A 22,203-nucleotide genomic window follows, 5' to 3' on the forward strand; every position below is an offset into this window, starting at 1 on the left:
CTCACCCTAATATAGTACCGAATTTTATCCATTTGGTCAAGCTTTTAGCACGATTTATAAGCTTTTTCTGTAAATATCGAAAATGAGCTGATGATTATATAAATCAATCGTATTGGCCTTGACATAGATTTTTTGAGTATTTTCGATTTCAGTCAGTTGAATCGTCACGCTAGCCTTGGAAGGATCAATCTTCACGAAAGCTGGTAACTGCGACTGTTTCTTAATATACGATAGAATCTCTTCCTTAGGAAGCGATAAGGTTCCCGCAGAGATTTCAGACACCGTCAGCAAGATACTGCCGTCATTGAGTTTGTTGGGCTGAAAGTAGACATACAAGGGAATATCCAAACCCCAGATATTATAGGTCCCCTCAAATAAGAGAAATTGATTCGTTGCCGTTACCTTATAAGAAAACGTCTCCGTTTGGTAGTCTTTTAAGTAGGTCTCAAGCATGGTATTTAACTGTTCTGTACTGGTCGTAAAGGTTCCTAGTTTTTCATCATGCGATGAATTGGCTGAAGCAGTCAGAACAGTTGTGTCTTCTCGAGTAGAGGAGATACGTGCCACTACTACTAACGTGAGCGCTAGTAGGGCAGCCACCAGACCTAAAAAGGCCCATTTCCATTTATTGATGTTTCCATTGCTCTTTTGTTTCACGAATGGCCTCCATAACTGCTTTGTTCATAATCTCATAGCCTGTATTATTGGGATGAAAGCTATCTTCTTCTGCCAATAAATTGTTGGCGACACGACTAGGCGTGCTATAAGCCTGACTGATTCCTTTTTCCCCATCCAAGCCCTTATAAAGCAACTCATTGATAGGAACAAAGTACACTCCATCTAACTGATCAACCGTAGAGGCTGTGACTTGATTCCAATCATCCACAACCGTCTGCATCTCTGTTAATTCAGGAAAGTTGAGATAAAAGGGATTGTAAATCCCAATTACATAAATCGGTAGGTTTGGATTATCAGTTCGAGCCTTGTCAATAATCTTGAGTAACCGTTTGCTATATTCCTGCGCTGGCTTGTCAAAGACTGAAATTTCAAGGTTGGTAATATTGTCTAAAATGGCATGGCGAAGATCATTGCCCCCAACCGTCAAGGTCATCATGTCAGCTTTTTTAAGACTATTCACAATCTCTGCTTCATCCATCCGTTTTAACACCTGCTGGCTAGTATTGCCTGACACCCCATAATTATCATAGGTGACTTGATAACCATAATCATTGACGAGATTCTGGGCAAGTAGCGGAACAAAGCCTCCTTGACCGGTCTTATCTCCTACCCCTTGGGTCAAGGAATCTCCCAAAGCTACATAGTAAAATGCTCTAGTCTCCCCGCTTACATTTCTCCCCTGCTCAAGACGGGGTGCAGCCGCTGGAATCAACCATTGAAATAAAAAGAGAAATCCCAGCAAGCTGAGAAAAAACACTAATAAATGATGTAAAACGATTCGACTATTCATAGCGTACTAGAACGGCCCAGGCATCTTCTCCTGTATGAGTTTGAATAATAGATCCTGTTTCCAAGACAGAGATGTCTTCTACCACAAAGGGCTGTAAGACGGCCTTCATTTCCTGAGCAAAATCAGGCGCCCCTGCATAGGAAATACCAATTTCTGCCACCTTTTTATCTACCAAACCTGTAGCAAATTCATCCAGCCATTTTTTAAAGGTCTTAGCTCCGCGCCCTTTCGTTATCGGATGCAATTGGTGGTCTGTCATCTCCATAATCACGCGGATATTCAGAAGCGAGCTGAGTAACCCTGTCACACGGCCAATCCGACCACCCTTGACCAGATTTTCCAAGGTTGAAATCCCAATGTAGAGCTCTGTTTTTTGATGCACTTCTTCAACCGCGACCAAAATCTCTTCCTTACTTGCGCCAGCTTGAGCCAAACGTGCTGCGGTGACGACTTGGAATTTTGCTGCCTGATCGGTAAAGCCAGAGTCAATCACGGTGACATCCACACCTGATAGAGTCGCTCCTTGCCGTGCTGCCTCTACTGTACCAGATAAGGCATGTGACAAGAGAATGGCAATGATTTGGCTACCATCTGCTGCTAAATTGGCAAAGGTTTCGGCAAATAATCCTACCGGAGGTTGGCTTGTTTTGGGCAGATTTTTACTATCCCGCATCAATTGCAAGAACTGTCCTTCTGCAAGGTCACTATCAGAATAGACGACACCGTCCACCATAACGGATAGGGGAACTACTGTAATGCCTAGCTCTTCAACGAGTGAGGGTTCAATCGTTGTACTTGAATCTGTCACAATTTTTATCGTACTCATATCTCTTCCTATTCTTTCGTATCTATTCCTTCTATTATATCAAATTTTTCTCTTTTGGGCTAATGACAGCAGGTACTAAAAAATGCTCCCTAGTGGAACATTTTTAATCATCATTGGCAACAAAGCCGTCATTGCAAATAGCGTAATGCTCTGCAATTTCCCCATTTTCAAAGAGAATGCCGTGCAGCACACCACCATAAACAGCCCCACCATCCATTCCGATTTTACCGTCAGCTGTCTGCCATAGTTTCGAGCTTTCCATAGGCTCGCCTGTCAGATAGGTCGTTGGGGTATGGCCAAAGACAATGCCTTTGCCAGTCTTATTTTCTGCCTCGTGAAAAGGTGCCCGCAACCAGACCTTTTGATAATCGGTCGTATCCTGCCACTTGTCCAATGTCAAATCAAGACCCGCATGGACAAAAATCAGGTGCTCGGTCTCCACGTGAAAGGGCATTTGACGGATAAAGGCAACCAAGTCGCCTGCTTCTTCTATCACACGCTTGGCATCACAAATCCCGTCCACAGGAGCATCCAAGGGACGCCCCAAAATCGAGTTAATCGTTGTATCGCCACCATTTCGTCTGTAATGGTCATATCGTTCTTCTGGATTGTCTAGCCAGGCAAGAAACATGTATTCGTGATTGCCAGATAAGCAAATAGCATTTTTTTGCTCGACCAAGTCCTTGACCCGCTCCAAAACAGCTCGTCCATTTTCTCCACGGTCAATCAAATCCCCTAAAAAGATGAGCTGGTCTTCTTCCTTCCAAGCCTTGAGTAGGCTATCCAACATTCCAGCTTTTCCATGGACATCTCCGATGACAAAATAACGCGACATCTATTTCCTATCCTTTCTTGAGCAATTCCCTTGCTTGAGTCAGAGCGGCTTCCGTTACATTCTCACCAGCCAACATCTTTGCGACTTCCTCAATCCGCTCCTCAGTTGTCAACAGGCGAACACGAGAAACAGTAGAGTGATCATCGCTCACTTTCTCAATGAAGAACTGGTAATCTGCAACCGCAATCACCTGTGGTAGATGAGAAATCGCTAAGACCTGACCGTTAGAGCCAATCTTGTAAATTTTTTGAGCTATGGCTTGCGCCACACGACCAGAGACTCCAGTATCCACCTCGTCAAAGACGATACTGGTCTTGCCTTCCTTGCGAGAAAAGGCAGACTTAATCGCAAGCATCAGGCGGGATAATTCTCCCCCACTTGCTACCTTGACAAGAGGCTTGAAATCCTCACCGGGGTTGGTTGAAATGTAAAATTCCACCTGTTCATTGCCTTCACGACCGAACTTGGCCTTGCTAAAACGAACCTGAAAATCCGCCTTTTCCATGTAGAGGTCTTTTAATTCTTGCTTAATTTCTTGCTCCAAACCGTCTGCCAGCTGATGCCGAGCATTTGATAATTCACCTGCTAAGCGCACCAAGTCTTTTTCACGATTTTTTAGTTCTATTTCAAGATTGTCAGACGAAATATCTGATCCTGTCAAGAGGTGATATTCCTTGGTGATTTGGTCAAGATAATCCAAGACATCATCGACCGTGCCACCATATTTGCGGGTGATGCTATAAATCAAGTCCAGTCGACTTTCTACCACTAACAGACGATTGCCGTCAAAATCAAGCCCGTCAATAATCCCCTCAAGACGCTTGGTCACATCTTCTAAAACATAGTAGGTTTCAGAAAGACTAGAAGCCAATTCCTTGTAGCCTGGGTCAAATTCTTCAATCGATTCCAAATCATGCATGGCAGAGCGGACATTTCCTAGACTAGAAAAGTCTTCATTATCAAGCATAGCATAGGCATTGGCCAAGGTATCAGCAATCTGCTTGTGATTGAGCAAGCGCTCCCGCTCTTGATGCAGTTCCTTGTCCTCACCCGCTTTCAAATCTGCCGCTTCAATTTCAGCCATTTGGTACTCAAGCATCTCGATACGCGCCTTATTTTCCTCTTGATTTTTCTGAATGGTCAAGACTTGCTTACGCAGGGTTTTATAGGCGTCAAAGGCAGCTTTATAATCTACTTTTAGCTGGAAAAAGGTATCATCACCAAATTCGTCCAACATGGCGATATGGTGTTGCGGTCTCATCAGCTCTTCCTGATCATGTTGCCCATGAATATCGACTAAATGCTGACCGACAGCTTTTAACACTGACAAATTCACCAGCTGACCATTGATACGACTAATACTGCGACCATTTTGCAAAATCTCACGGCGAATAATCAACTCGTCCGACACTTCTAGACCTTGCGCTTCCAAGAGTTCACGCAGGTGCAGGTTCTGCTCAATCGAAAACAAGCCCTCAATCTCAGCCTTTTGCATCCCATGTCGAATGACATCTGTGGTCGCTCTGCTACCCAACATCATATTCATGGCATCAATAATAATGGATTTCCCAGCCCCAGTTTCTCCTGTAAGAACGGTCATTCCCTGCTCAAAATGAAGGGAAATTTCCTCAATAATGGCAAAATTTTTAATGGAAATTTCAAGTAACATGACAACCTACCAATTTTTTATCGTTTCTAAGACCTCTGGCGCCTTAGCCTTATCCCGTACAATCATCAAAATCGTATCATCATCTGAAACAATGCTAAAAATAACCTCTGAAAAAGCCTCAACAATCTGATTTTTCACAAAAGCTGTGCTTCCTGGCACCAACTTTAAATTTAGCATATTGTCCAAAATTTCCGATGACAAGACATTTTTTTCAACCAACTTTAGACTCGCACTCTTGGTTTTTGGCAGCTCATAAATATAGCTATTGTCTTTCAACGGTGTTTTCACAATCCCCAATTCCTTGATGTCACGGGAAACCGTTGCCTGAGTTGCCGTTAATCCAGATTTCCGAAGATGCTCGACAATTTCTTCCTGCCTACCAATCTCAAAATCCGTTACAAATTTTCTAATTTTCTCTAAGCGTTCTTTTTTACTCATCCTTAAATTCCTTATGCGCTTGTTCTACAATGGCTTCAATAGCAGCTGCAACTTGATTTTCAGCTGGACTTTCCTTTTTCAAATAACTTAAAAATTCCACATTGCCATGCCCACCTTGAATGGGGGAAAAATCAAGCGCCTTGACCGTAAATCCTGCTTCTACCGCAAAAGCAGTCACCTTTTCCAAGACCATCCGATGAACAGCCTTGTCCTTAATGATGCCGTTCTTGCCAATCTGCTCACGCCCTGCCTCAAATTGCGGCTTGATAAGGGCAACGACCTCTCCCTCATCTGCCAAAATAGCTGAAAGGGCTGGCAAAATCAGACTCAGCGAGATAAAGCTGACATCGATGCTGGCAAACTGCGGCGTTCGTGCAAAATCACTTGGGGTCGCATAACGGAAATTGAACTGTTCCATGCTGACCACACGCTCATCTTGACGAATTTTCCAAGCTAATTGATTGGTGCCAACGTCAACAGCGTAGACCAAATCCGCCCCATTTTGCAACATGACATCGGTAAAACCACCTGTTGAAGCCCCGATATCGAGGGTTGTTTTCCCTTCAACAGACAGATCAAATACCTGAAGAGCCTTCTCCAGTTTTAAACCGCCACGGCTGACATATTTCAACTTTTCACCTTTTAATTTTAATTCGGTGTTCTCATCAATCTTCTCACCCGGCTTATCATAGCGCTCGCCATTCACAACAGAGACTACTAGGCCTGCCATGACGCCACGTTTAGCCTGCTCTCGTGTATCAAAGAGGCCTTGCTTGTAAGCCAGCACATCTACTCTTTCCTTAGCCATGTAATCGTAAACTTTCTACTATTTCTCGAATCTTGTCTGCCTGAAAGGCGGATTGCTCTTCCAAGGCCGCAAGTCCCTCCTCTACCTTGTCTAAGCTCATTGCTAAATAGGATTTGGACTCTTCTAAACCAAGCAGAGCAGGATAGGTGGACTTGTCTGCTACAAGGTCTTTGTTCGGTGTTTTTCCGAGTTCTTCAAAGCTAGCTGTCACATCTAAAATATCATCTCGCACTTGAAAAGCAAGACCGAGCCATTCACCCGTTTCTTGCAAGATTGCCTGAATAGTGTTGTCTGCTTCAACCATCAGTCCTGCTGCCACAAAGGGATAGGCGAGGAGCTTTCCTGTTTTATGGGCATGAATGGTCTGCAATTCCGTCAGGTTCAGACTGCGTGATTCTCCTTCCATATCCAGCACCTGTCCGCCAACCATGCCAAAGGTTCCAGCAGCTTTAGACAAGGCAGCTATCAATTTCACCCGAATCTGGCTAGGAAGCTCTGCCATTGCCACCAAGGCATAGGAATCCAGAAAGAGGCTATCCCCCGCCAAAATGGCCATGTCCTCCCCAAATTTCTTGTGGCTGGTCAGCTGACCACGGCGATAATCGTCGTTATCCATGGCAGGCAAATCATCGTGAATCAAACTACCCGTGTGAATCATCTCAAGAGCAGCCGCCACCTGAACGTGGGCTTCTGTCAGAGTTACGCCAAATCCCTCCAAAAGCTCCAACAAAAGGAGCGGACGCAGGCGCTTGCCACCCGCTTGAACGGAGTAGAGAATGGTCTCGACCAAACGAGGCGCAACAGGCTTTTCACCGTAAAACTCTAAAATGACTTTCTCAATCCAATTCAATCGTTCCACTTGCTTCATTCCATATCCGTTTCTGTTCCGTCTGCTTGCATGACCTTGACCAAGGTCTTTTCTGCTTGATTTAGGGTATCTTGGAGTTCTTTTGAAAGTTTCATTCCTTTTTGAAACTCGGCAATCGCATCTTCAAGAGCCACATCGCCACTCTCCAGGTGTTGCACAATCTGCTCCAAGTCTGCTAAATTTTCCTCAAATTTCTTTTGCTTTGACATCTTTTACCTCAACTTCTAAGTGACCGTCTCGTAGCTGAATGGTCACACTTTCTTCTGTTTGAACCTTGTGAATACTGTCAATCACCTGTCCGTTTTGCTCCACAATCGCATAGCCTCGCGCCACAATACGGCTGGTATCGAGCATCAAGAGACTATTTGCCAAGCGCTTGACTTCTGCCACTTTATGGTCATAAATCACCGCGGTGTTGCTACGCAACAAGCGTTTTTGCTGGGCGACCTTTTCCTGATACAGGGCAATTTTTTGAAGCGGCGAACAAGCCAGCAAGCGCTGCTCCAAGACCTGAGCACGCCTTTGCCCTTCATTTCTATATTCGGAAATGGATTGCTTCATGCGCAACTGCAGGTGGTCTAATTTTTGTAAATAGGCATCGTAGAGCCGTTCTGGCTGCCTAAAAATCACGGAATGTGCTAATTTCTCTAGGCGTTCACGGTGATGGAGCAAGCGATTGCCCACCGCCTTACTCATCCGATTTTCCTGCTGCTTGAGATGAGATACCACATCTAACTTGGTCACAGGCGTTGCCAGTTCTGCCGCAGCCGTTGGCGTTGCTGCCCGTCTATCTGCCACAAAATCTGCCAAGGTCGTATCTGTTTCATGTCCGACACTAGAGATAATCGGAATGCGGGATTCAAAAATGGCTCGCACCACTTCTTCTTCATTAAAAGCCCACAAATCCTCAATAGAGCCACCCCCACGCCCGATAATCAGCACGTCAAGATCTTCCCGCTCATTAGCTCTTCGGATATTTTGCGCAATTTCTATTGCTGCTCCGTCCCCCTGCACCTTGGTCGGATAGAGCACTACCTCTCGACCCGGAAAACGCCTGCTAACCGTTGTGATAATATCACGAATGACCGCACCGCTAGGGCTTGTCACCACGCCGATTTTTTGCGCAAATTGTGGCAAGGGCTGTTTAAATTGATCCTGAAAAAGCCCCTCATCACCCAATTTCTTTTTCAACTGTTCAAATTGAATCGCAAGCGCTCCAATTCCGTCTGGTTCAGCTTTTTCAATGATAATGGAGTAACTCCCGCTTGGTTCATAAAGTTGGATACGTCCAATAACATTGACCTTCATACCCTCTTCTAACTCAAAACCGAGAGACCGATAGACTCCTGCCCACACCGTCGCCTGAATCACCGCCTTTTCATCCTTGAGCGAAAAATACTGGTGACTCGGACGCTTACGAAAATTGGACACTTGACCCGTCAAATAAACTCGCTCCAAATAAGGATCTCGGTCAAACTTCAACTTCAAGTACTTCGTCAACGACGACACCGACAAATAATCTGGCATACCACTCCCTCATCCATTCGAACATGGTCTTTTCTGACATAATCCTCAACACAATGCAATACAAGTATCTTGTCTTTTATGTCCCTTATTATACCAAAAAGAGCGTAAAAAGACTAGGAAAGCAACATCTCGCTCCTTTATCACTCGCCAAGCAAGAAGCACTTCAAGCAAGAAGGAAGATAATCATAGCTAGGACCTTTTCACTTTTTTGTTCAACAAAAAACACCTAGTTCACTAAGTGTTTCGAATCATAGAAAAACGTCAAACGGAGCATTGGCTAAAAACGTCAAACTACATCTAGAGGGCAGTAAAAGAAACTGCGGTTCCTCTATTTCCAACCTCTAACAATCCACTGGAGTATAGAGATAGAAGCTACGCTTCTTCTATCTCCAACTTGTAACACTCCACTGGACTGCAATGAAAGAAACTTCGTTTCTCCTATCTCCAACTTGTAATAGTTCACTGAACTGCAATGACAGAACCTGCGGTTCCTTCATTTCCAACTTGTAACACTCCCCCGGACTGCAATGAAAGAAACTTCGTTTCTCTCATTTCCAACCTCTAACAATCCACTGGATTGTTAGAGCCACCCATTTTCTTTGGCGATGTTGGCGGCTTCGGTGCGGTTTTCGGCGTCTAGTTTACTGAGGATGGTGGACATGTAATTGCGGACGGTGCCGTTTGAGAGGTACATCTGGTCGGCAATTTCTTGGTTTGAGAGACCTAGAGCGACTTTTTGCAGGAGGATTTGTTCTTGATTAGTCAGGGGATTTTTCGTCGTGAAAAAACTCTCCATCAGCTCAGGCGAATACTCTTTTTGGCCTTGTAAGACACGCTCGATTGTCCTCATCAGCTCAGCAATACTGCGTTCTTTCAAGACATAGGCATCGACATCTGCTCGTACGGCACGCTCAAAATAACCTGGCCGTAAAGGTCGTCACCATGATGACTTTAAGGCTAGGAAGAGCTGCTTTTGCCCATTCAAGGACATCAAGTCCTGTCATCTCTGGCATTTCAATGTCTAAAATCGCGACATCCACACTTTCCTTTTGTAAAATAGCTTGCGCTTCTAAGCCATTCTTGGCTGGAAAGACGTGGGCTACTCCATCCTGCAATTCCAAGAGCTGGCAGAGCGCATCACGTAACATGCTTTGATCTTCAGCGACTAGAATCTTCATATTTCTCTCCTTTCGGAATATCCAGCTGAATCTGCGTAGGCTGTTTGGCAGAGACAATCGCCACCTTGCCTTGATAACGAATCAGGCGGTCACGAATGGAATGCAATTCCTCCCCTGTCACCTGCTCAAAACCTATCCCATCATCTTCGACCAGAACCCGAATCCAGCCGTCTTTTTCCGTCAACTCAATACGACAACTCCTAGCCTGACTATGCTTGATAAGATTATTGCCCAATTCCCGCAAGGCCATGGTCAGCGCAGCTTCTTGCTCTTTCCCCATCGCCATCTCTTCTCTTTTAATCGTCAAGTCAATCCCTGCTAGCTCCAGCATATTGCTTAAAATCTGCAATTCTTCTTCCAAACTGTGAACTTTCAAGGCTTGGACAATCTGCCGCACCTCCTGCATGGCATTTTTGGTAATATCATGCAAATCCTGCACTTCGTTTTGAGCCTTGTCATAGGCTTCGTGCTTCATCAGGGTCAATGCCAGTTCACTCTTAACACTCATCATGGCAAACACATGCCCCAAAGTATCGTGCAAATCCTGCCCAATCCGATTGCGTTCATTTTCAGCTAGAAGGAGGTTGATCGAGGCATTTTTTTCGTTTAATTCATTTTCAATCTTTGCCCTCTTAATGGACTGCCTCATGGCATACATCATCCCTAAACAGACCATATCCATTGTCAGCAGAAAGATCTGTGTGGAAACATCCGCAGACACCAAAATAGGATATAAGGTCGCAAGTAACACTAGATAAAAGGTACAATAACGAAAGCTCGTTACCTTATCTTCTGAAAACCGCCATGTCAGAAGATTGGATAAGAAAAAGGCAAACATGGACATCATTGGACTTCCCATCAATGTGACAAACGACACATAAAAACAGAGATAGAACCAAAATAAATTGTCCCATAAAGGATGCTTGGTTAGCACGAGACAAAGATAGGCAACCGCAAACATCACTGTCATGGGAAACACATAAAATGGATAATCTCCACTTAAGGAATAATACAGCGGAAAGACCAAGTACAATAAGGATACATAGTACATGGTGTGGACTTGCTTGAGATTGTTCAGTAATTTCACCTTATCTCACTTCCTGTTTCTTTTTCAGCACTAGGGTTAGGCCTGCTATTATTATAGTATAAAGCAAGACCATTAGTAAAGGTTGAACTTGCAAGTGCCCCTCATTGATATAGCGAAGCACTAACTGATTGGCATAGTAAGACGGAGTAAAGTGAGCCATAGACTGCATCCATGTAGGCAAGACTTCATAAGGCATCCAGCTACCACCAAAAATCGCTAAAACCAGATAGAGGATATTTGCGAGAACGCTCATGGTCTGCTTATTGTCAAACAGAGTGAGGGCTAGGCCTATGGCCAAATAGACCAGACTGGTCGCTAGAAGCAAGAAAGCGGACATGAGCCACTCTTCTACCGTCATGCTCACCCCACGAAAGAGGACACCGACTGTAAAATTGATGGCAATCGACAGGATAAAGGACACAAAAACACTCATGACCTTAACCGTATAATACTGGTACAAGGGAAGGGGCGAATGTTGAATTTGCAAGAGCCAGCGACTTTTTACATCTTCTTCCAACATCGTCGGAAAGCTAAATAGCCCAAAACTACTCATACTAAAAGCCGTCATGGTCAGCAAGTAATTTCTCGTCAGCAAAGCCGCATCGCCATAGGAAGTGTCAAACATGGACGAGAAAAGGAGGAAAAAGAGTACAGGCATGCCAATTCCTAGGACAAAGCCAAATACATTTCGCTTGGTTAACAGGTATTCAATCCTTAGTAGAGCTTTCATTTTTCGTCCTCCTTGGTCGTATCAAATAGGGTATGCAAGAGCGTTTTATTGGTCATTTCAATCTCAGCAATCGGACAATCCACCTCCTGCAGAGCCTGCCAGACTGCCTCGACTTCTCGAGTCATAAACGACAGACGGTCATGACTGACCTCTATGTCATAGACAGTTTTCCAGCTTTTCACAAGCTGCTCATAGTCTCTTGGAATGATGAATTGTTTTTCCTGTTCTTCCGAGCGCATTTTAAAAGGTGTCGTATCCCGCAAGAGCTGTCCCTTGTGCAAGACCAAGATGCGATCTGCTGTATGCTCGACTTCTTCGATATAGTGGGAAGAATAGACAATGGTTACACCGCTTTCTTTTAAGCGATTGACAATTTCCCAGAAACGCTGGCGAGTTGACGTGTCCATAGCGGTCGTTGGCTCATCCAAAAAGAGGATGAACGGGCGACCAATCAAGGTCAAGACAAAGGACAAGAGCCGTTTTTGTCCACCCGATAATTTTTCTGCCAACTGCTGTTTTTGCTCGGAAGAAAAGTGAAGCAAATCATCCACCTCTTGATCTGACAAGGAATGAGGATAAATCGCTTGGAAAAAAGCAATCAGTTCTTTCACCTTGAGGTTGGCAGGCACCGCATTTTCCTGTGGCAAAATTCCAACCATCTGCTTCAAGCTCGCATCTGTCACCTGACGCCCCTGAATGGTAATGCTGCCACTCGTAACAAACCAATCCCCCAATAAACAGGACATCAAGGTCGTCTTTCCAGCCCCATTTGGCCCAATCAGCGCCACACACTCACCCGCACCGATTTCAAAGGACACATCCCGTAAAATCTGCTTTCCTTTGATACTCTTTGAAATGTTTCTCACATCAATCATGGTCATTTTTTAGCCTCCTTTTGAAATTCCATCAGTTGTTTCATGATATTCTCCTTTTCTCTTTGTATCCAGTATAGCCTTTTCCCCCTTCCCTCACTAGATAGGTTTGTCACTAGAAGAAATGACAAATGTCATATTTGGAAGCATACAAAAACCAGCACCTTAAAGGTGCTGGTTTCGTTCTTTCTAGTACAAGAGCTTACAAGCCTGGTGCTTGACCTAGCTCCGCCTGAAGCATCCAGATGTGTTTTTCAAGGCTGGCTTTTGCGCCGTTGAAGATGTCATTGGTCACATCGTCTCCTTCTTTATCTGTCACGTCTAGTCCTTGTTGGAACAAGCCTACAAGGTAGCGGAAGACTTCTACAACACGGCCTAATTGTGCGTCCATTGACAGGCTGTAATCGCCTGGCACTTCTTTCAATTGGCTGTTGTCGCTAAATTCTTTCAAGGTAGAAAATGGAGCGCCACCCAAGGTAATCAAGCGTTCGCTCATTTCATCAAGATAGCTGTCCAATTCTTCCATGTACTCGTCCATTTTTGGATGCCACACAAGGAAGCCATGTCCGCGCATGTACCAGTGTACTTGGTGGAGAATGGAGTGGGCTACTGACAAGTCCGCCACTGCTTGGTTCAAGAGAGCCTTTGTTTCTGGTTCAGCTTGGGGTTTTGCAAAGCTCGCAATTTCTGCTGGAGATTGATAGAGTTGATTCATCATAGGGGTTACCTTCTTTCTCTTATTTATAATCATTATAAATAAAGATAAGAAAAATTGCAACTATTTCGACTTTTATGAGAAAAGTTTCAACATTCACAGAAAATGTCAAGGTCATTTTAGAGCAAAATACGGTATAATAGAAATGAATATCGATAAGGAGCCAACAATGAAAAAAATCGTCTTCGTCTGTCTTGGAAATATCTGCCGCAGTCCCATGGCTGAATTTGTCATGAAAAACCTCACAGACCAAGTAATTGTAGAAAGTCGGGCAACGTCAGCTTGGGAGCATGGCAATCCGATTCACAGAGGTACCCAGCAGATTTTCAAGCAGTATCAAATTCCCTATGATAGCCATAAAACATCGCAGAAAATGAACCTTGAGACGGCTGAAGAATGTGACTATATCATCGGCATGGATAGCCAGAATGTGGCTGATTTAAAGAAAATGCTACCTAGCAGACTCCATACTAAAATCTATCCTTTCGCTGAAGAAAGTGTGCCAGATCCTTGGTATACAGGGGACTTTGAGGAAACCTATCGCATGGTCACTGAAGGCTGTCTTGCTTGGAAAAATCGCCTAGTATAGTCTTTCCATTTTTAGGGAAACTATCTTTGTCATCACACTTGAAAAATGATAAAATGAAAGGGACTACAAGAAAAGAGAAAAAGATGAACAAATTAATTCATTATCTGCAAACGATTGACTTAAAAGATACCAAAATCTACCTGACACGTTCTACTATCGAAAAAGCCTGTATCGGCTTGATGGCTGTCTGCGCCCTGTCCGTCTTTCTCGGTCGCATTCCAAGCAAACAGACCTTGACCCTTGATAATGGAAAGATGACTTATAACGGTACCGTGGTCGCAAATAAAATGTCTGGTCAAGGGAACCTAACCTTTGAAAATGGTGACAAGTACGAAGGCCAGTTTCAAAATGGCATTTTTAACGGTAAAGGAACCTTTACCTCTGCTAGTGGCTGGACCTATGAAGGGGAATTTAAAAATGGGATTGCTGACGGTAAGGGAAAGCTGACCACCGAAGCAAAGGTGGTCTACGAAGGAACATTCAAACAAGGAATTTATCAACATGCGAATTAAATGGTTTTCAACAATCCGAGTGCTGGGCATGCTCTTTGTCCTACTCTATCACTTTTATATCTCCTTTTTCCCTGGTGGTTTTGTCGGAGTCGACCTCTTTTTCACCCTATCGGGTTATTTGACAACGGCCCTATTTTTAGACGAATACGCTAAGCATCAGGCCATTGATTTTAAACGCTTTTTTAACCGACGTTTTTACCGCATCTTCCCGCCCGTTGTCCTGACGCTACTGGTGACGACACCTCTTGCCCTGCTAGTCCGTAATGATTTTATCGCTGGGATTGGTCGTCAAGTCATGGCTGCGCTCGGCTTTATGACCAACTTCTTTGAAATCCTGTCAGGCAATTCTTACGAAAATCAATTTACACCGCACCTTTTCCTCCACACTTGGAGTCTTGCCATTGAAGTGCATTTTTATATCCTCTGGGCATTGATCATTTGGGGCATAACGAAACGTGTAAAAACACTTGGCCAGCTCCGCGGAACGGTCTTTCTTACCTCTAGCGGTCTCTTTCTCATCAGTTTTCTTGCCATGTTCATCTCGAGTTTCTTTGTCAAGAGTTTCTCAACCATTTATTTTGCAACATGGACCCATATCTTCCCCTTCTTCTTGGGGAGTATGCTTGCTAGCCTGACTGGTCTGAAAACCCTGACTCGACCGTTTGAAAAAGTGATGGCCAAATGGGACTTAAAACAAACCCTATCTGTCATTGTAGGTGGCTTAGTCGTAGAACTCCTACTCCTTTTCTTCTTCAAATTTGACAGTATCTTGACCTATCTTTTTGGTTTTCTTTTGTCAAGTACAGCGACAGCTATCATGATTTATGGCGCTCGAGTCCTCCATGAAAAGACAGAAAATATTCAAGAACCTGCCATTTTACTCTTTTTCTCGAATATTTCCTACGGCATTTACCTCTTCCATTGGCCTTTTTACACCATCTTTTCACAGTTACTCAACCATACCCTAGCCGTCCTTTTTACCCTTATCTTCTCTACGGTCTTTGCGACTCTTTCTTTCTACCTCATCGAGCCGTATCTGGCCGGAAGAACGGGTAAACTACTGGGACTTGAGATGGATCTCAAACCTTATGCAAAATGGATTTGGGCTACTGCTGCGACCCTTCTAGTTGCGACAATTGGAATCAGCCTCTTTGCACCCCGCTTAGGAAATTTTGAGCGGGAATCGCTGGTGAATAATTTATACCAGGCTGATAACCGCATGGGACAAACCAAGCAACTCGCTCAACGAGGAAAAGCCTCTTCTTTTGAAGTGACCGAAGGCTTAACCATTATTGGCGATTCTGTTACCTTACGTTCAACTGAACAATTAAATGCCTTCTTCCCAGATGCATTTATCGATGCTCAAGGAAGCCGAAATGTGAATCAGGCAGCCGATATTCTTCAAAACAACATTGATAATCATGCTCTCATGAAAAATGTTGTCATTGCTACAGGGGTTAATGTGATCTATAGTTATGAAGAAGACCTCGAGAGAATCATCTCAATTCTTCCGAATGGCCATCATTTAATTCTTGTCACACCTTATGACGGTAACTCAGCCCAGTATAGCGATCCTGTCGCTGAAAAATATGCAAACCATGTTCGTGAATTAGCTAAAAAATACGATTTTATTGCAATTGCTGATTGGAATACGGTTGCCAGAAATAATCCACAAATCTGGACTGGAACTGATAACATCCATTATGGCAGCACTCACGAAACCACTGTTGAAGGGGCGACACTCTTTGCACAAGCCATTAAATCTGCACTAGAACAAGTGGAAACACAACCTGTCAAAAATGTCGGGACTAGTGAATAATAAAATTTATCAAACAAAAATAAAAGGAGTCTTAACAGACTCCTTTTATTTTTGTTTTCCTTGAAATCTCCACTGAAACCGCAAGCGGTCATAGAATGGAAAGAGAATGTGTAACAGAGTGGTTGCTAGTAACCAACCACCGATAATATCTGTTGGATAATGGACCCCAACGTAAACTCGTGAAATTCCAACCAGCATGGCAAGGATAATCAAGCCTGCCTGCACAATCCGTTTTGTGATAGTGGTTTTAAGATGTTGTTGAACCAAAATGACCATGACACCTGCCACCATCAAGGTAGAGGCAGCATGCCAGCTTGGAAACGAGTAGCCAGGTGTATCCACTAGCCATTCAATGCTAGGTCTCGGGCGTTGGTAGACATATTTCAGGGCTGTTGATAGGACTCCCATCACCGCAAAACTAGCTAGAATAAAGTAACTCTCTATCTTCCACCGCTTCTGGTAGCAATAAAAGGCTACTGCCAAACAGATAGGTAAGAGGACTGTCGCATTACCAAGTAAGGTAATATTGGTCCAAAACAAGGTCGCAAACGCAGGAAAATCCCCACGCAGAGCTGTTTGAATGCTGCTATCAAAGCCCACCAATTGCTGAGGATAAAATTTCACCACATATCCTAAAATAACAAAGAAGAGGGCTGCAAACGAAGCATTTCGAAAGTAAAGTTGTCTGTTTTTCATACAAGCAGTATAATCTGATTTTTTTATAATTTCCTTAAAATCGGTCGACCTGCACGATACACAAGGTAGAATATAAGTGAAAATATCACACCTTGCAAGAGATTAAAGGGTAAGACCATGCCAAATAAATAGTTGTTTACCCCTAGAATCTGTCTAATATCAAAGTTCGCAAAAGCTGCATAGACTGGGATAGCATAAACATAGTTTAAGGCCAGCATCACCAAGGTCATACCAATTGTCCCCACAAAAGATGCAATAAAATAGGTTTTAAGCGTCTGCTTCTTGCTCCACATCACATACAAGGCAAGCATGAAGACTGCGAGAGCTGCAATGTTCATCGGCAGACCAATCACTGTTGACGGACCATTGTTATTTAATACAAACTTGAGTACGGTCCGTATCAAGAGAATGCTAAAGGCCGAACCTAGGTCTAACAGCAACATTCCTATTAAAATAGGAACAATCGAAAAATCAATTTCCAAGAAACTCGCTGCTGGAATCAAGGGAAATTTGAGGTACATGAGCAGAAAAGAAACTGCTGAGAGAATGGCAATCCAAGCCATTTTACGTGTATTTGTCATCTTCTTCCTCCAATTTTTAACAAATTAGAGAAGTGGGAAATTGATGTCATCGCACACCTCCACATGGGAAAATACTTGGTGTACACCCCTACTTTCAGCTGCAAATCAATCTTTCTCCGTCTTCTCCCATCCAGACTATACTGTCGGTTGTGGAATTGCACCACATCAGCTTGCGCTCGCGGACTATCACCGCCGGTAGGGAATTGCACCCTGCCCCGAAGACTTTATACTGAAACAACTATCAAAATCTATTTACTCTTTTTGATAGTTTCTTAGGTAGTGCGGCCATAAGCAACCTCCTTCGTTGTTACTAAGCATTTCACTACGGCTAAACTATCGGTTTTAAGCTCACTTCGTTCGCTATTCCTCCAAACTTAGGGGATACAGTCAAGTAAGCAATTGCTGTACCCAAAGAAAGGACTGCTAAGAAGTTTTCAAAACGAAAGCAATATTTCTCTTGATTTTTGTTCAGTAACAGTTAGTGAATATTTCCACTAACTACCTACCATGATACCAAAAAAGACTTGCTGATGCAAGTCTCTGCTATAAGCGTCCGCTTACGCTCTTCTTATTTCAACTTATCCGCTTCATATTGATGGACTAATTCCAAGCCTGCAAATGCTTGCTGGCGCAAAGCCTCATAGACAATCATGCAGACGGTATTCGAGACATTGAGACTGCGGACATGCTCGTCATTCATTGGAATTCGTAGCGCTTTTTCGGGATAACGTCGCATAAAATCTTCTGGCAGTCCCTTGTCTTCACGCCCGAAGATAAAATAATGGTGACAACCATCATCATACGCCTCATCCGAATAAGTCTTTTCCGCAAACTTGGAAATGAGATGAACCTTCCCATCGCCTACCTGCTCCATAAACTCTTCCAAACTATCATAGAAGCGCACATCCAGCTTATCCCAATAATCCAGACCTGCCCGTTTCATCTTGCGATCATCAATGGGAAAGCCCATGGGCTTGATAATATGAAGCGGACTGTTGGTTGCTGCACAGGTCCGAGCGATATTGCCCGTGTTCTGCGGAATCTGTGGCTCAAACAAGACCACATGGTTGCGAGATTCTACTTCTTGGTAGGATAGTTCTTCAATATTCATCAGCTTTCCTCATACTCTTTCAGGTCATACATTCAATGCAAAAAAATAGCCACACTGCCCGGAGTCAAGCTCAGCAAACAGCATGGTGAATGATGATTTCATTCACTTAAATCACAACAGGTTTGATTTAAATCAATGAAAATCTTGTTACTATTATAACGCAAGCAGTTAGAAGCGTCAAGCAATATGGTTGAAAATTCCTGATTTTTTTCAATTTTTTCTCATGATGATTGGAAGCAGGTAAAACTGTACAGCTCTAAAACAATCTGGAAATCCTTGAAGCCTGAAACATTGTTTTGGAAGCAGTCGAAACAGCACAACTCTAAAACCAGATAACGTCCACACGTCCGATTCTTTGAGTTTTGGAATCAGTTGAAACAGCACAGCTCTAAAACGCTTTGAATATTCAAGCAGAAAGTATTGCAGTTTTGGAATCAGTTGAAACAGCACAGCTCTAAAACTTAGGGTTATCTATCTTTGATAATGCAAAAGTTTTGGAATCAGTTGAAACAGCACAGCTCTAAAACTGAACAACTACATAGCAGAAAAGCAACTAAGTTTTGGAACCAGTCGAAACAGCACGGCTCTAAAACAAGAAAAGCGTGACGGTGTGTCTTACAGCAGTTTTGGAACCAGTCGAAACAGCACGGCTCTAAAACTTATAACATAGATTGGAGTAAAAAGATGATGTTTTGGAACCAGTCGAAACAGCACGGCTCTAAAACTTGCGACATTGACCCAGTAATCAATCTCTTGTTTTGGAACCAGTCGAAACAGCACGGCTCTAAAACCCTATTAGAAAATGGGGGTCGCGAGAAGAAGTTTTGGAATCAGGTGAATCAGCACAGCTCTAAAACTTATCAAACTTCTCAATCGCCTCTCTGATTGTTTTGGAATCAGTTGAAACAGCACCTATTCATCTGCCTGCTGGCGCTTGAGGCTGAAATGTTCTGGTACTGGGTCTTTGCCTCCTGGCACAAAGGGGTGACAGCGCAGGATGCGCGCCATTCCCATGAGAAAGCCTTTTAGTCCATGCTTTTGTAGCGCCTCAATCATGTAGCTTGAGCAGGTCGGTTGGTAGCGGCAACTAGGCGGGAAAAGGGGCGAGATAAAGCGCTGGTAGAAGCGTACCAGTCCTATCAAGATAGCCGTCATTTTTTCTGTTTCTTCGTGACAGCAAGAGTATGGAGCTTGCTGACATCTTTCTTGTTCAATTTGCGGGATTCTCCCGGACGAAGCCCCGTCAAGTCGAGATTGCCAAAGCGGGTCCGAGATAGCTTGTCCACCTGCAAACCAACAGCTTCAAACATCTTTTTGACCTGATGATTGCGTCCCTCATGAATGGTCAATTCAACGACCGAGCGGTTTTTCACGGTGTCTACTTTCAAGATATTGTACACGGCTGGCTTGGTTTTCTTTCCGTCAATGACCACACCACGGGTCAAGGGGCGCAAGACTTCTTTATTGGCAATTCCTTTGACACGCGCCACGTAGACCTTATCAATCTCATTACGCGGGTGAATCATTTCATCGGTGAAATCCCCATCATTGGTCAAAATCAAGACACCCGAAGTATCCCAGTCCAGACGCCCGACAGGGTAAATCCGTTCATTGACATGGGGCAAAAGGTCAATGACTGTCTTTCTACCCTTGTCATCTGATACGCTTGAAATCACCCCACGAGGTTTATTGAGGAGGTAGTAGACCTTTTCTTCATTATAAATCGGTTGTCCCTCCACTTCGACCTTGTCTCCAGACTTAATGGTCGTTCCAAGCTCACGCACGACCTGCCCATTGACTGTAACCAAGCCCTGCTTAATCAGCTCTTCGGCCTTTCGACGGCTAGCCACGCCAGCGTGAGCGATGTATTTATTGATTCTCATCTTCTTCTATCTCTTTTCTTTCTACGAACAATTCGGTTTCTTCATCGACCAAATCAAGGTCTGACACATCAGGCAATTCCTCCAAGTGGTTGATGCCCATGTAATCAAGGAAATAATCCGTCGTAACATATAAATTCGGCCGTCCCAGCACTTCTTTTTTGCCATTTTCCCGAATCAGGTCAAAGGCCTGCAATTTGCTGATGGCACCGCTTGAGTTGACCCCGCGAATGCTATCGACCTCAATCCTTGTAATCGGCTGTTTGTAGGCGATAATAGACAGGGTCTCCAACAGAGCACGTGACATGGATTGGTTAATCGGTGTTTTGGCATAGGTGCGCAGGAGGTCTGCATACTCTTTTTTCGTGACCAGTTTGTAGCGACTAGACGATTCCAAAATAGCAAGCCCTGACTGATCATCTGCCTGGTATTTTTCAGTTAATTTTTCGAGCTGTTGTATAATAGCTGACGGCTGTAAATCCAGCATTTCAGCCATATTGCGTACCGTCAAGCCCTCTTCTCCTGCTACGAATAAGAGCACTTCAATATCAGCTAATCGGCTCATCTTCACTCCTTATCAAGTAAATCTCTCCAAAATTTTCGGTCTGTTCCATAGTGATTTCCTTACTTTTGACCATTTCAAGCGTTGCCAAAAAAATGGTAATCACTTCATTCATATCCCGACTTTGGACAAACAATTCCCGCAAGACCAAGCGTTTTCCTCTTTGAAACTGCCTGCGAACCTGCTCCATCATATCTTCGATTTTGTATTCATCGCGCGCAATGGTCGTATGGCTCATCCGCAATTCTTCCTGCTTTTCAGCCATGACTTTTGAAAAGGCGAGGAAAATATCAATCACCGACTTGTCTTGCGCCAAGGTCACATCATCATAGACCAATTCCAACTTGGGTTTGGAAAAATAATGGGCGCGTTCCTCGTGCTGTTCCTTTAATTTTTCACTGATCGCTTTAAAGGTACGATATTCTTCCAATTGTGACAGCAATTCCTGCTCGGGATCGTCTGTAACATCCTCCTGCTCCACGACCTTGGGCAAGAGCCTACGGCTCTTAATTAGCATCAGCTGACTGGCCATAACCATGTATTCGCCAGCAATCTCAAGACGCATGGCTTGTAGGGTCGCGATATAGGCAAGGTATTGCTCGATGACTTCGGTAATCGGCACTTCGTAGATGTCCATTTGGTACTTGGACACCAAGTGAAGGAGCAAATCAAGCGGTCCTTCAAAATCTTTTAGTTTAATATCCATGTTTGTATTTTTCTAGACTAATGGTGGTTTTTAAGCCCAAGAACTTGGCAATGTCTGCCAACTCTTTGCCAGCCTGCAATTGGCCCAAGATAAATTGTTCCCGCAACTTCTGGGCATTCCATTCCGACTTTCCTTGTTCCTCTAAAAATTCGCTCAAGCGATTAAAAAACCATTGGCGGGAATAAGACGCTCCATTCTTATCAAACAGATACATCCCCTTTTCCACTTCTAAAAGTGGAAGCAACTGATTTGGAATCGGGATAATCCGCTTCTGATCCGACTTTTGAATAGCCAAGACCTGAAAATTTCGGTCTATATCTGCTTGTTTCATAACAGCTAACTCACTCGGTAAAAGCCCTAGATAAGCAATCAAGAGTGCGATTTTCTGTCCGTCTTTATACTTGGTCTCCGCCCATAAAAAGCTCAAATCTTCCAGGCTCGCACCTACAGGCTTCGACAACACCTGTTGAGGGGCTTTCATCTTGTAATAACGGTCCAAAATGCCGTTTTCATAAAGATAGAATAAAAACTGATTGACAGCAGACAGCTTGCGCTTTTGAGCAGCTGGTTTTAAATCCTGTAAAAAGGCTTGATAGAGCGCTAAGGTCGTCGGATTTGGTCTTACGCACTGCTTGCTAAACTGCTCTAAATCATAGAGATAGGCCGTTTTTGAGTTTTCAGATAGCTTTTTCGTCGCAAGAAAATCCTGAATGTACTGTATCATTT

At 43.8% G+C, this 22,203-nt stretch carries 25 protein-coding genes, 1 pseudogene and 1 riboswitch; of the genes and pseudogenes, 3 read left to right on the forward strand and 23 right to left on the reverse strand.

Annotated elements, in window-relative coordinates:
• Nucleotides 1–54: 54 nt before the first annotated feature.
• From BU202_RS03955 to BU202_RS04025, 15 genes and pseudogenes are all read right to left on the reverse strand, one after another.
• On the reverse strand, nucleotides 55–657 hold the full coding sequence (locus tag BU202_RS03955) for a YpmS family protein (RefSeq protein ID WP_075104508.1): 603 nt from the start codon (nucleotides 655–657) through the stop codon (nucleotides 55–57).
• Nucleotides 626–1,468, reverse strand: a complete 843-nt coding sequence (locus BU202_RS03960) for an SGNH/GDSL hydrolase family protein (RefSeq protein ID WP_075104509.1) — start codon at nucleotides 1,466–1,468, stop codon at nucleotides 626–628. Before BU202_RS03960 ends, BU202_RS03955 begins: the two co-directional genes overlap by 32 nt.
• Complete coding sequence (locus tag BU202_RS03965) at nucleotides 1,461–2,294, reverse strand: DegV family protein (RefSeq protein WP_075104510.1); 834 nt, start codon at nucleotides 2,292–2,294, stop codon at nucleotides 1,461–1,463. Before BU202_RS03965 ends, BU202_RS03960 begins: the two co-directional genes overlap by 8 nt.
• Nucleotides 2,295–2,397: 103 nt before the next feature.
• Nucleotides 2,398–3,129: a metallophosphoesterase gene (locus BU202_RS03970; RefSeq protein WP_075104511.1), complete on the reverse strand. Its 732-nt coding sequence runs from the start codon at nucleotides 3,127–3,129 to the stop codon at nucleotides 2,398–2,400.
• A gap of 7 nt (nucleotides 3,130–3,136) precedes the next feature.
• The gene (gene recN, locus BU202_RS03975; protein ID WP_075104512.1) at nucleotides 3,137–4,798 is read right to left on the reverse strand and encodes a DNA repair protein RecN; all 1,662 of its coding nucleotides are present in this window, start codon (nucleotides 4,796–4,798) and stop codon (nucleotides 3,137–3,139) included.
• A 6-nt stretch (nucleotides 4,799–4,804) separates the two neighbouring features.
• Nucleotides 4,805–5,236: an arginine repressor gene (locus BU202_RS03980; protein WP_075104513.1), complete on the reverse strand. Its 432-nt coding sequence runs from the start codon at nucleotides 5,234–5,236 to the stop codon at nucleotides 4,805–4,807.
• Complete coding sequence (locus BU202_RS03985) at nucleotides 5,229–6,044, reverse strand: TlyA family RNA methyltransferase (RefSeq protein ID WP_075104514.1); 816 nt, start codon at nucleotides 6,042–6,044, stop codon at nucleotides 5,229–5,231. Before BU202_RS03985 ends, BU202_RS03980 begins: the two co-directional genes overlap by 8 nt.
• The gene (locus BU202_RS03990) at nucleotides 6,037–6,912 is read right to left on the reverse strand and encodes a polyprenyl synthetase family protein (RefSeq protein WP_075104515.1); all 876 of its coding nucleotides are present in this window, start codon (nucleotides 6,910–6,912) and stop codon (nucleotides 6,037–6,039) included. The genes BU202_RS03985 and BU202_RS03990 overlap by 8 nt, the downstream gene beginning before the upstream one ends.
• The gene (locus BU202_RS03995; protein WP_075104516.1) at nucleotides 6,909–7,121 is read right to left on the reverse strand and encodes an exodeoxyribonuclease VII small subunit; all 213 of its coding nucleotides are present in this window, start codon (nucleotides 7,119–7,121) and stop codon (nucleotides 6,909–6,911) included. The genes BU202_RS03990 and BU202_RS03995 overlap by 4 nt, the downstream gene beginning before the upstream one ends.
• On the reverse strand, nucleotides 7,099–8,439 hold the full coding sequence (xseA, locus tag BU202_RS04000) for an exodeoxyribonuclease VII large subunit (RefSeq protein ID WP_075104517.1): 1,341 nt from the start codon (nucleotides 8,437–8,439) through the stop codon (nucleotides 7,099–7,101). The genes BU202_RS03995 and xseA overlap by 23 nt, the downstream gene beginning before the upstream one ends.
• Nucleotides 8,440–9,019: 580 nt before the next feature.
• A pseudogene (locus BU202_RS04005) lies at nucleotides 9,020–9,617 on the reverse strand (response regulator).
• The gene (locus BU202_RS04010; RefSeq protein WP_142354762.1) at nucleotides 9,598–10,704 is read right to left on the reverse strand and encodes a sensor histidine kinase; all 1,107 of its coding nucleotides are present in this window, start codon (nucleotides 10,702–10,704) and stop codon (nucleotides 9,598–9,600) included. The pseudogene BU202_RS04005 and the gene BU202_RS04010 overlap by 20 nt, the downstream one beginning before the upstream one ends.
• A 1-nt stretch (nucleotide 10,705) precedes the next feature.
• Entirely contained in the window at nucleotides 10,706–11,434 is a 729-nt protein-coding gene (locus BU202_RS04015) for an ABC transporter permease (RefSeq protein WP_075104519.1), read from the reverse strand.
• Nucleotides 11,431–12,315 (reverse strand): ABC transporter ATP-binding protein, encoded by an 885-nt coding sequence (locus tag BU202_RS04020; RefSeq protein WP_075104520.1) that lies wholly within the window; start codon nucleotides 12,313–12,315, stop codon nucleotides 11,431–11,433. Before BU202_RS04020 ends, BU202_RS04015 begins: the two co-directional genes overlap by 4 nt.
• 193 nt (nucleotides 12,316–12,508) lie before the next feature.
• Nucleotides 12,509–13,024, reverse strand: coding sequence for a Dps family protein (locus tag BU202_RS04025; RefSeq protein ID WP_075104521.1), 516 nt, complete (start codon nucleotides 13,022–13,024; stop codon nucleotides 12,509–12,511).
• Nucleotides 13,025–13,190: 166 nt separating this feature from the next.
• Between BU202_RS04025 and BU202_RS04030 the strand changes: the two genes are divergently transcribed.
• The 3 genes from BU202_RS04030 (at nucleotide 13,191) to BU202_RS04040 (ending at nucleotide 15,941) form a co-directional block, all read left to right on the forward strand.
• Nucleotides 13,191–13,610 carry a low molecular weight protein-tyrosine-phosphatase gene (locus tag BU202_RS04030; RefSeq protein ID WP_075104522.1) on the forward strand — a complete coding sequence of 140 codons (420 nt, stop codon included), beginning with the start codon at nucleotides 13,191–13,193 and terminating at the stop codon, nucleotides 13,608–13,610.
• 83 nt (nucleotides 13,611–13,693) lie between these two features.
• On the forward strand, nucleotides 13,694–14,122 hold the full coding sequence (locus BU202_RS04035) for an MORN repeat-containing protein (RefSeq protein ID WP_075104523.1): 429 nt from the start codon (nucleotides 13,694–13,696) through the stop codon (nucleotides 14,120–14,122).
• On the forward strand, nucleotides 14,112–15,941 hold the full coding sequence (locus BU202_RS04040) for an acyltransferase family protein (protein WP_075104524.1): 1,830 nt from the start codon (nucleotides 14,112–14,114) through the stop codon (nucleotides 15,939–15,941). The genes BU202_RS04035 and BU202_RS04040 overlap by 11 nt, the downstream gene beginning before the upstream one ends.
• Nucleotides 15,942–15,986: 45 nt before the next feature.
• On the opposite strand, the gene BU202_RS04045 is transcribed toward BU202_RS04040, so the two are convergent.
• The 8 genes from BU202_RS04045 to xerD form a co-directional block, all read right to left on the reverse strand.
• Nucleotides 15,987–16,637: a phosphatase PAP2 family protein gene (locus BU202_RS04045; protein WP_075104525.1), complete on the reverse strand. Its 651-nt coding sequence runs from the start codon at nucleotides 16,635–16,637 to the stop codon at nucleotides 15,987–15,989.
• Nucleotides 16,638–16,660: 23 nt separating this feature from the next.
• Nucleotides 16,661–17,218, reverse strand: coding sequence for an ECF transporter S component (locus tag BU202_RS04050; RefSeq protein WP_075104526.1), 558 nt, complete (start codon nucleotides 17,216–17,218; stop codon nucleotides 16,661–16,663).
• A gap of 114 nt (nucleotides 17,219–17,332) precedes the next feature.
• A riboswitch (FMN riboswitch) is annotated at nucleotides 17,333–17,445 on the reverse strand.
• A 341-nt stretch (nucleotides 17,446–17,786) separates the two neighbouring features.
• Nucleotides 17,787–18,329, reverse strand: coding sequence for a tRNA (cytidine(34)-2'-O)-methyltransferase (locus BU202_RS04055; protein ID WP_075104527.1), 543 nt, complete (start codon nucleotides 18,327–18,329; stop codon nucleotides 17,787–17,789).
• A 912-nt stretch (nucleotides 18,330–19,241) separates the two neighbouring features.
• Nucleotides 19,242–19,484, reverse strand: coding sequence for a membrane protein insertion efficiency factor YidD (gene yidD, locus BU202_RS10665; protein WP_425274621.1), 243 nt, complete (start codon nucleotides 19,482–19,484; stop codon nucleotides 19,242–19,244).
• On the reverse strand, nucleotides 19,481–20,212 hold the full coding sequence (locus tag BU202_RS04065; protein ID WP_075104528.1) for a pseudouridine synthase: 732 nt from the start codon (nucleotides 20,210–20,212) through the stop codon (nucleotides 19,481–19,483). The genes yidD and BU202_RS04065 overlap by 4 nt, the downstream gene beginning before the upstream one ends.
• On the reverse strand, nucleotides 20,199–20,774 hold the full coding sequence (gene scpB / locus BU202_RS04070; protein WP_075104529.1) for an SMC-Scp complex subunit ScpB: 576 nt from the start codon (nucleotides 20,772–20,774) through the stop codon (nucleotides 20,199–20,201). The genes BU202_RS04065 and scpB overlap by 14 nt, the downstream gene beginning before the upstream one ends.
• Nucleotides 20,758–21,477: a segregation/condensation protein A gene (locus BU202_RS04075; RefSeq protein WP_075104530.1), complete on the reverse strand. Its 720-nt coding sequence runs from the start codon at nucleotides 21,475–21,477 to the stop codon at nucleotides 20,758–20,760. Before BU202_RS04075 ends, scpB begins: the two co-directional genes overlap by 17 nt.
• A complete protein-coding gene (gene xerD / locus BU202_RS04080; protein ID WP_075104531.1) occupies nucleotides 21,467–22,201 on the reverse strand; it encodes a site-specific tyrosine recombinase XerD in 735 nt (244 codons plus the stop codon). The genes BU202_RS04075 and xerD overlap by 11 nt, the downstream gene beginning before the upstream one ends.
• Nucleotides 22,202–22,203: the final 2 nt, after the last annotated feature.

It is taken from the genome of Streptococcus cuniculi (assembly GCF_001921845.1).
GTDB lineage: Bacteria > Bacillota > Bacilli > Lactobacillales > Streptococcaceae > Streptococcus > Streptococcus cuniculi.

Bases quoted from the DNA above. Each gene is read 5' to 3' on its own strand.
- BU202_RS03960 (WP_075104509.1), bottom strand. From the start codon at position 1,468: ATGAATAGTCGAATCGTTTTACATCATTTATTAGTGTTTTTTCTCAGC.
- BU202_RS03965 (WP_075104510.1), bottom strand. From the start codon at position 2,294: ATGAGTACGATAAAAATTGTGACAGATTCAAGTACAACGATTGAACCC.
- BU202_RS03970 (WP_075104511.1), bottom strand. From the start codon at position 3,129: ATGTCGCGTTATTTTGTCATCGGAGATGTCCATGGAAAAGCTGGAATG.
- recN (WP_075104512.1), bottom strand. From the start codon at position 4,798: ATGTTACTTGAAATTTCCATTAAAAATTTTGCCATTATTGAGGAAATT.
- BU202_RS03980 (WP_075104513.1), bottom strand. From the start codon at position 5,236: ATGAGTAAAAAAGAACGCTTAGAGAAAATTAGAAAATTTGTAACGGAT.
- BU202_RS03985 (WP_075104514.1), bottom strand. From the start codon at position 6,044: ATGGCTAAGGAAAGAGTAGATGTGCTGGCTTACAAGCAAGGCCTCTTT.
- BU202_RS03990 (WP_075104515.1), bottom strand. From the start codon at position 6,912: ATGAAGCAAGTGGAACGATTGAATTGGATTGAGAAAGTCATTTTAGAG.
- BU202_RS03995 (WP_075104516.1), bottom strand. From the start codon at position 7,121: ATGTCAAAGCAAAAGAAATTTGAGGAAAATTTAGCAGACTTGGAGCAG.
- xseA (WP_075104517.1), bottom strand. From the start codon at position 8,439: ATGCCAGATTATTTGTCGGTGTCGTCGTTGACGAAGTACTTGAAGTTG.
- BU202_RS04015 (WP_075104519.1), bottom strand. From the start codon at position 11,434: ATGAAAGCTCTACTAAGGATTGAATACCTGTTAACCAAGCGAAATGTA.
- BU202_RS04020 (WP_075104520.1), bottom strand. From the start codon at position 12,315: ATGACCATGATTGATGTGAGAAACATTTCAAAGAGTATCAAAGGAAAG.
- BU202_RS04025 (WP_075104521.1), bottom strand. From the start codon at position 13,024: ATGATGAATCAACTCTATCAATCTCCAGCAGAAATTGCGAGCTTTGCA.
- BU202_RS04030 (WP_075104522.1), top strand. From the start codon at position 13,191: ATGAAAAAAATCGTCTTCGTCTGTCTTGGAAATATCTGCCGCAGTCCC.
- BU202_RS04035 (WP_075104523.1), top strand. From the start codon at position 13,694: ATGAACAAATTAATTCATTATCTGCAAACGATTGACTTAAAAGATACC.
- BU202_RS04040 (WP_075104524.1), top strand. From the start codon at position 14,112: ATGCGAATTAAATGGTTTTCAACAATCCGAGTGCTGGGCATGCTCTTT.
- BU202_RS04045 (WP_075104525.1), bottom strand. From the start codon at position 16,637: ATGAAAAACAGACAACTTTACTTTCGAAATGCTTCGTTTGCAGCCCTC.
- BU202_RS04050 (WP_075104526.1), bottom strand. From the start codon at position 17,218: ATGACAAATACACGTAAAATGGCTTGGATTGCCATTCTCTCAGCAGTT.
- BU202_RS04055 (WP_075104527.1), bottom strand. From the start codon at position 18,329: ATGAATATTGAAGAACTATCCTACCAAGAAGTAGAATCTCGCAACCAT.
- yidD (WP_425274621.1), bottom strand. From the start codon at position 19,484: ATGACGGCTATCTTGATAGGACTGGTACGCTTCTACCAGCGCTTTATC.
- BU202_RS04065 (WP_075104528.1), bottom strand. From the start codon at position 20,212: ATGAGAATCAATAAATACATCGCTCACGCTGGCGTGGCTAGCCGTCGA.
- scpB (WP_075104529.1), bottom strand. From the start codon at position 20,774: ATGAGCCGATTAGCTGATATTGAAGTGCTCTTATTCGTAGCAGGAGAA.
- BU202_RS04075 (WP_075104530.1), bottom strand. From the start codon at position 21,477: ATGGATATTAAACTAAAAGATTTTGAAGGACCGCTTGATTTGCTCCTT.
- xerD (WP_075104531.1), bottom strand. From the start codon at position 22,201: ATGATACAGTACATTCAGGATTTTCTTGCGACGAAAAAGCTATCTGAA.